The sequence below is a fragment of the Akkermansia muciniphila genome (assembly GCF_900184965.1).
Lineage (GTDB): Bacteria > Verrucomicrobiota > Verrucomicrobiia > Verrucomicrobiales > Akkermansiaceae > Akkermansia > Akkermansia muciniphila_A.
In genome coordinates this window covers 1-8,064 of the sequence record NZ_FXYA01000155.1, presented here as the reverse complement: position 1 = coordinate 8,064, position 8,064 = coordinate 1, and the positions used below count along the sequence as shown (strand labels likewise).

The 8,064-nt window shown below is 53.6% G+C and carries 7 protein-coding genes and 1 tRNA gene; 5 read left to right on the top strand and 3 right to left on the bottom strand.

What is annotated here, in order from left to right; translation table 11 throughout:
• Positions 1-130 precede the first annotated feature (130 nt).
• A complete protein-coding gene (locus CI070_RS04515; protein WP_143245552.1) occupies positions 131-907 on the top strand; it encodes a DNA-methyltransferase in 777 nt (258 codons plus the stop codon).
• Between the two features lie 247 nt (positions 908-1,154).
• Here the strand turns inward: CI070_RS04515 and CI070_RS04510 are convergent, their stop codons facing one another.
• Positions 1,155-2,543 carry a PA14 domain-containing protein gene (locus tag CI070_RS04510; protein ID WP_179218341.1) on the bottom strand — a complete coding sequence of 463 codons (1,389 nt, stop codon included), beginning with the start codon at positions 2,541-2,543 and terminating at the stop codon, positions 1,155-1,157.
• 428 nt (positions 2,544-2,971) lie between these two features.
• Here CI070_RS04510 and CI070_RS04505 point away from each other — a divergent pair.
• From CI070_RS04505 to CI070_RS04490, 4 genes are all read left to right on the top strand, one after another.
• Positions 2,972-3,046, top strand: a tRNA-Cys gene (locus CI070_RS04505).
• Between the two features lie 107 nt (positions 3,047-3,153).
• The gene (locus tag CI070_RS04500; RefSeq protein ID WP_094135941.1) at positions 3,154-3,738 is read left to right on the top strand and encodes a hypothetical protein; all 585 of its coding nucleotides are present in this window, start codon (positions 3,154-3,156) and stop codon (positions 3,736-3,738) included.
• A 2-nt stretch (positions 3,739-3,740) separates the two neighbouring features.
• Positions 3,741-4,949: a hypothetical protein gene (locus CI070_RS04495; RefSeq protein ID WP_094135940.1), complete on the top strand. Its 1,209-nt coding sequence runs from the start codon at positions 3,741-3,743 to the stop codon at positions 4,947-4,949.
• Positions 4,946-6,676, top strand: coding sequence for a hypothetical protein (locus CI070_RS04490; protein ID WP_094135939.1), 1,731 nt, complete (start codon positions 4,946-4,948; stop codon positions 6,674-6,676). Before CI070_RS04495 ends, CI070_RS04490 begins: the two co-directional genes overlap by 4 nt.
• Before the next feature lie 344 nt (positions 6,677-7,020).
• On the opposite strand, the gene CI070_RS04485 is transcribed toward CI070_RS04490, so the two are convergent.
• Complete coding sequence (locus CI070_RS04485) at positions 7,021-7,713, bottom strand: M15 family metallopeptidase (RefSeq protein WP_094135938.1); 693 nt, start codon at positions 7,711-7,713, stop codon at positions 7,021-7,023.
• Between the two features lie 56 nt (positions 7,714-7,769).
• A partial coding sequence (locus CI070_RS04480; RefSeq protein WP_256943529.1) for a hypothetical protein occupies positions 7,770-8,064 on the bottom strand: 295 nt, incomplete at its 5' end.

Genomic DNA, 8,064 nt, shown 5'->3' with positions numbered 1-8,064 from the left:
ATTATACGGAGGTGCTGGATCTGATGGAGCGCACCAGGAAAGATCCTAATTTCTGGACGCAAGTCCGCCGGGATGCCTATCTCAAAGGCTCGCGGATAGAGGATGCCTCGGCACTCTAACATTTTTGACGGTGAGCTTTCAGGCCTTGCCCTCCGTGTTCGGACGCCTGATGCCCCAGGATGTGGCCATGTTCACACATGACCCTATTGTTTGCGGGGATTCTCTCGCTATCATGCGCCAGCTTCCGGGCGGTTTCTACAATGCCATTATGACCGATCCGCCCTATGCGTCCGGCGGACTGACGACGGCGGAGCGCAAGGCTTCCCCGGTGCGTAAATACATTTCCCGGAATAAGCATCCTTCCTTTGATTTTGATACCCGCGACCAGCGTTCCCATTTCATGTGGTCGGTCCTATGGATGGCGGAGGCGCTGCGCCTGACGCGCGAGGGCGGCTGGCTGATGGTGTGCTCCGACTGGCGGCAACTGCCGACCACCAGCGACGCCTTGCAGGTCGCGGGCTGGACGTGGCGCTCCGTGGTCACTTGGGACAAGACGGAGGCATGCCGCCCCCATCAGGGAATGTTCCGCAATCAAGCCGAGTTCGTCCTGGTGGCCACCCGCGGCAGCATCGGCAAGGAGCAGGACCGTCCGCGCGTGTTTCCGGCAGGGGTCTTCCGTCATTACCTCAAGCCCGCCGACAAGCACCACCTCACGGGCAAGCCCGTTCCTCTGATGGCTCACCTGATGATGGTTCTGTCTCCCGCTTCCGTCATCCTGGACCCGTTTACGGGCAGCGGCACCACGATCGTGGCAGCCCGGCAACAGGGTCACACGGCTCACGGCATTGAGTTGTCCCCGGAGTATGCCCGGATCGCCAGGGACAGGCTGGCCAGCCTCGCCGACTGACCGCGCAGGGGTGGCGGCGGGTTCGCGGGATGTTCGCCAGGGGTGTTTCCCTGCATGTTTGTGACACGTGTCACACCCGGTTCACCCTTTCAGACGGGCACCCGTCCACCCTTTCATTTTTTCCGGTTTGACCCTTTCAGGTATTTTCCACATTCCCCAGCCTTCCACACCGCCGCACCCCCTGTGTTTTCAAGCATTTTCAACCTGTTTCAACCCAATTCAACCCTTTTCCACTATTTATGCTTGGTCACATCACGAAAAAGAAATCGGACGTTTCGTCGTTGATTTCGTCCGGAATCCGGACAGTCTCGTTTCCTTCGTTGCGGAAGCGGACTGTGATTTTGCCTTCCGTGAATTGGGAAGTATCCGCCATGGAGAGGGTCAAGGGCGCCGGTTCCTCCGCAACAGCCATGCTGCGGGTTTCACCTTCGCTGACCGGAGGCATGAAACAGGGAGGCTCGATCGTTCCAGGTTTCGTGATAAACCTGGGCACATTGTTCCACCCCATCGCGTCGGCCAGACGAATGACATAGGCGGTTGCCTCGTTCAGGGCTTCCTGTCCGGCGCAATAGGGTCTGTCATTGGCATCATCCGGCAACGCCAGTACATAGGCTGATGTCTCCGTCCAAAGATCCAATGCCATTTCATTGGCAAGAGCCTGCATGAACTTCACGGCTTTATCCATGTTCGGTTCTTTGTCGCAGGAGATAGTCTGATTTTCAAGCATTTCCTGTATTTTGGAGTCCTTCCAGTAGAACTTGTAGGCATCCTCCCATTGACGGCGGTGGTGTTCTTCGTGGGCGAGGGAAGCCTGCGGCGTGTGCCATGTGCCCACTCTTCCGCGGGTCTGGTAACCGTTCATTTCGTTGACCGCTTCGGTGGCTTCTTCTCCATTGAGAGGGGGATCAACATAGGGATTCACGTAAATGCCTTCATACATAGTTAGCTTGGCTCCGGCAGAAACGGAAATAACACGACACCTCCATACGTTTTCCGATTCATCTTTGCAAACCGTTACGCAAATCTTAGGTCTCAAGCTACTTACATTGCAGCCACCATTCCCTTCCAAATAGACGGGTTCCGGTTTCTCAAATTCCAGTTCCACTTCCTTGGATGGCTCACAGGTGATAGCGGATTCCTTCTCAATCGTCCACAATTTGATTTTGGGGGACGGCGAGAATTCGCGCTTCATCGTCGAGTTGCCTTCATACTTCCCTGCCTGAATGGGTTCCCTGTCCATCGTCACATTGAACGCGGCAGCGTTGTTGCTGACGGGGGTGTAGGCGTTGTTGGTCCACGACAGGGCCACCTTGTAATAGCCCGCTTTCAGGTACCTGGAATCGGTTTCAATATTCAGTTTGCCGTTGGGTGGTGTCCCATCCTTTTTTATAGCTTGCTCACCGGCAATCGTCAGGCTGCCTGTGTCGTCGGCTTCCACGCCGAAATAATACAGGCCGTCTTCCTCGACCTTGATGAACATTTCCGGCGCTCCGACACAGGTGGCATAATCCGAGGGAGTTCCGTCAAAGCCATATATCATTTCATCAACGCCGAGCATCTTGCTGATAAGAGGCTCATCCCCTTGATAAATGCAGACGGGATTAACTGCCTTGTTGATTGGTATATAATTGTTCATTGCTATTGTTGTTGTTTACTTTTTGGAAAGACTGAACCATCAGCCTTCCGGTATTCTGGCGGCGTTCCCTGAACCCATCAACACGTTTAACGCGTAGTCCCCCCTCATTCGGAACGAAGAGGAACGACCTCCCCTCTAATTTTACGTGCTGCCGTGAACTTGCAAAAAAACTCCTGGTGCGTTTTTATATCCTGATTCACGCCATTTTGGAACAAAGTTGCTCCATATAGATCTGACAACAGGCACGGGCGGCATTCCGCCGCACAATCATGATGCCTTAAAAAACAAGCATTCTCTCCTTCTCTGTCCGTTCCGTCAAAGAAAAAGACAGCCTCCTAAGAGCCCTTCACTTAAAAACAAAGCATCTTTTCCAAAAACGAGATTGACACCCGCGGTTCTTTTCCCTAGTATCCGCGCACAACATCAGCGGCGGGGTAGCCAAGTGGTAAGGCGACGGTCTGCAAAATCGTTATTCGCGGGTTCGATTCCCGCTCCCGCCTCCATGTTTACTTTCAACATTTTACGCATTTAGCGTAGTAAAAAATGTAGTAAACATCTTGTTTTTAGCTCCACTTTTGGAGCAAGCCTTGTCTTGGAAGGAGGGTGCATTATGAGTTCCAGCCCCTCTGTTATACACGTTTACGGCGATTTACTGGATCACCTGCTGCACGCCTACGGCGAAACGCAGGAACAATGGAATGCGCCTTTTGATGCCGCTCCCATCCTCCCTGAACTCTCAAAAGAACTCTATGAATGCGGTTTGAATCATCATCAGCTTGACGTGGTGAAAGAAGAAATAGCGGACGCACGCCTGCATATCCTTATCGGAATTTTCACTATTATCTTCCGTAACGGCTACCACCCGCAACGCGTTACCCGGAATGTTTACAAACTCGCCAAACTATACTGCCCGGAATCAGTAAAAAACTTGTCTCATTCCGATCTCGCTCTGCTGACCAGCGACACAATATCCGCCTCATCCATGCGGGCGCATGCCTGCAACGCTTTCCTGGACTCCTTAACACCCGCCCAAGCGCAAGCTCTTATCGACAAATACGGCAAAACCGCCCTGCACAAGCTCGCACAAGTTTCCTGGACCAGCCGGAAGGCCCAAAAGAAACGCCGCAGGAAAAAGAAGCAGGACACCCCCGCCCACCGCACACGCAAACACCCGGAACTCAATCTTGACCTTTGACCATGGACGCCATCACCCGCGCACAAAAACATATTGATACCCTGGAACCGGCTGTTTCCGGTTCTGGCGGCCATGCTGCCACCTTCCGCGCATGCCGCATCCTTGTAAACGACTACAATCTATCTTTGGAGGAAGCCTGGCCTATCCTGTTATCATTTAACGCCCGGTGCGAACCGCCGTGGAATGAAAAGGAACTCCGGCGCAAGTTGGAAGACGCGGCGCGCCGCCCCAAGGGTAACTACGGCACCGACAAATCCCAGGGACGCAAAAAACCGGAACCGGCTACCTTGCCCCCTTCTAAACGCATAGCCAACGGGCCAGCCAAATACAACCCGCCACCCAAGGCCCCCACAGGACCGCCGCCAGTCCCGCAGCTTGATTCTTCCGTCATTGCCACCCTGGCGGAAAAAGGGGCTCCAGTATTATCCCGCTATTTTCTCGCCAACATCTCCGCCACAGATCCGGCCATAGTTACGCCGGATCTGTATTTACGCGCCCTGTTTGATACGGCACGCGGTGAAAAAACAATCATTTTTGCCGACCGAAAAACGCAAGGTCAATGCCTCTGGCCAGACCAGGCCAAACATATTCCCACGGCCGCCCCGGACGGCATTATCTTCCTGGGGCAGCCCGTGGACGGATTTTTCCGTATCAGGGACGGAAAAAAAAGCCGCCGCTCTTCAGAATGCGTCCTCACCTGGCGTCATGCCTTGCTGGAATCAGATCAAATGGACGACGTAAAACAATGGCTCCAGGCACTCATTACTTTGCCTCTCCCCATTGTCTCCATCACCTTCTCCGGCTCCCGCTCTCTGCATGTACTCTTCCGGCTGGAAGCGGCCACACACGAAGAATGGCGCGGCTATGTGGACCAGATAAAACCCGCCTTAGCCCTCATTGGCGCGGACGTTCAGGCCCTCACAAACCATCTTGTCATGCCGCGCCTGCCCGGCTGTTATCGCACCGTAAACGGCGAGAAAAAGCTTCAAGAACTCCTGTATTTCAACCCGCGCCCCACCTTGCGCCCCCTGCTCTACGCCACTCCGCTCCGCAACGTAGAACAGGATTGGACAACCCGCGCCGCGGAAATCGTTGCCCGGCCGGATGAATGGCCGTTGCCCTTGATCCAGCAAGCCGCCGCAGCCTGCACCACCTACGGCCTCAATGCTGCCCTCCAATCTCTCACTCCCTTACTCCCTCCCAAAAAATGACTTCCCCCCAAGAACTTATTCTCAAATTACAAAATTTGCTAACCAACGCCTCCGGTGCGGATCTTCAGCAATTTCTGGCCGGTCTGGAGCAACCAGGCCCGGCCCCTGCCGGAGACGACCTTACGCCGGACGGAAGAATCAAAGTTGCCATGCCCTCCAAAAATGGCACGACAACCCCCCAATGGTGCGAACGTGTTGCCATAGCCCTCCAACGCGCCAATGCCCCTATTTATAATCTGGCCGGCTCTCCTGTGTATATCACAGACGACGGGAAAACCGTGTACCTTAACCCCAACAATTTCATTTCCGCCGCGGAAAAGTATATCTGCCCGTGCGCTTTCCGCTCCAAAGACGACTCCACACTTGTTTACCAGCCCATGAAAGAACCGCTGGCAAAATTAACCCTTTCATCCATGGAATTCCTCACGGCCATCCCGGAATTGATCAAAATCCACGACCAAATCACTCCGGCCATGCTCCCTAATGGTACCTACCACCTTAACCAGCGCGGCTATGATCCGGAAAGTAAGATCTACACCCTAAAAACCGCCGTGGACTACGACACGGAAATGCCGCTGGAGCAAGCCTTGCTTATCTGGCGCAACTGGCATAAAGAATTCCCCTTTCTGGACTGGTCTTCCTCTGACCTCCAGGAACGGGCCACATCCGCCACATCCCGCTCATTTGCGGTCCATACCTGCGCCTGCGTCGCCCTGTACGCATCCGCCATGCTCCCCTTGTCCTCACCTCGACTTGGTTATGTCTATACCTCCAATTCTCAAAGATCCGGCAAATCACTATTGGCAGACCTTGCCACCGGCATCACGTACAACAATAACGCAAAACATCCATGGTATTATGACGACGAAAAGCTTCAAGGAGTCTTGAACACCATCCTTAACACCCGCGCGCCCTACGTCTATTTTGACAACCTGCGCGGCAAGCTGCAATCTACTTGTTTAGAATCCTTCATTTCTTCCGTCTCCCAAGACATACGCCCATTTCATACGCAATCTCTTGTTACCAAGCAAAACTGCGCCACCGTCTTCATCACCGGAAACTCCCTGGAGTGGAACACAGACCTTGCTTCCCGGCTGCTGATATGCGACTTGAATTTGACAGAATCCAATCCCCAGGACCGGACAGTTCAGCGCGTCATTGACCTTGAAACCATTCAAGATTCCGGCAACCGGGCAGAACTGCTGGCCTGCCTGCATGCGTTTGTTCGCAACTGGATAGAGCAAAAACGGCCCATGCCGGACAAAACAAGAGCAGGGTTTCAACGCACATCATCCATTATTGCGGGTATTGTCTCCCTGCTTGGCATTGGCGATCCGTTCGGGGAACGGCCGGATGAAATATACGGAGGCGGAGACCAAAACCTTCAGGACATGCGCGACTTGGTTCAAACGGCGGCGGCACGCCTGAAGCCCGGTGAAACATACGGAGAAATCAAGTGGGACGAAATCATAGAAATCTGCATTGAACGAAACTCATTTGAATCTCTTATTGACGCACGTACGGAATACGTGACGGAAACGGACGAAAACGGGCATGAAAGCAAGATACCCCGTTACAAACTCACCCAGGCATCCAACAAACGCTTTTCCTTCCTTCTTAATTCAACCTACGGAGGGAAGACATTCAAATTAAATGACGGCCGCACCGTCAAATGGGATTCCCGCGGGAAGAAGCGTAGCAAAAAATATACGTTTCAAATATCCTGACGATGATAAAAAAAGCGGCATTATTAGCCGCGCCAGCATGACAACCGCACGCTTGACAAATCCGGCAAAAAGAGCATAGTAAGGACGTATTGATTGCCGAACATCACATGTTCACCTTCTAAACAATCGGCCCCGGCTGTTCCAGCAGCCGGGGCCTTTTTTGTCAGCTGAACAGAACTATCAAAAGCTCAATCAGCCGTTGTATTGAATGCCAGTCTATTATCACATATTACACCTCCTTTCTTAGTTCCGGGACCAACCCGGCACGGCAAATATACAGAAAAACGGAACTTTCTGCAAGATATTTTTATCTGTAATTTTTTGACGCTCAAAAGATTACTGTTTTACAGCCGCGCGAACTGAAGGTGCATCCAGTCATAATTCCGTTCACGGCCCAGAGAAACGGCCCCATGGGCTTCCCATATCCGCCACCACTCTTCACACTCCGGGCGGGAAAGCCCGGCATGGGGGGCTTTGCAGGAATAACTGTTCCGCACCGGGTCAAAGTCCAGGGCAATCCCCCAGGCGTGCATGCTCTTGCTTTTGCCTCCGGCCGTGCTGCGGTCATTGTAGGATCCGCCATACTGGTCCAGGTGAAGCGCGCGGATCCGGTCCAGGCCATACGCGGCCAGGACTTCCGCCAGGGCCGCCTGAACGTCCTGGGCGATTGCCTGATGCACGCGGATCGTTTTCACGGGCCGCCCCTCATAATATAAAGGATAAGGGGGGACAAGGGAAACAAGGTTGCTTTCATCTCCTGCACGGCCAAAAATGGAAAGACCGGCCCGGACGGTTGCCTGGTCAGGCCAGGACCGGGGCAGGGCAATATCCAGGGCGGCGGCAATGCCGCGGGCCGTGGCAGGGCCGGGGATGCCGTCAGGCGTCACGTTCACGGCGGCCTGGACCGCGGACCATATTTCATGACAGCGCAATTTCAGAGCTACAGCGGCCAGCGTTTTAGGCCCCGGCATCCCATCCGCCTTCAGCCCCAGGGCGCGCTGAACGGGTTTGAATTCCTGATATTCTTTGATAATCATATAATTATTTAATTGTTAAATAGTTGGAACTGGTAAGAAAAACTTTACAGTTGGAACTAGTCCCTGTTGTCCAGAAATTCTTCATGCGCCTTGCGGACGAACTCACAGCCGGAACACTTATTTTCCGCATCAATGCGTTTTTTGCGTTCGTCATCATAGAGCCGCTCATAACGTTCCGCCCGTTTCATTTCTCGCCACAGAAAAATTCCCATGACCGCGGCCACGCTCGCCCCGTTTTGAATGTACTCCAAAAAGGGGTTGCCCGCCGTGACGGATGCAAGCACGGACACGGCATTGGCCCCCAGCAAGGACACGTTGACAAAGGAACCGGTCATGGCCTCACTTCTTAAG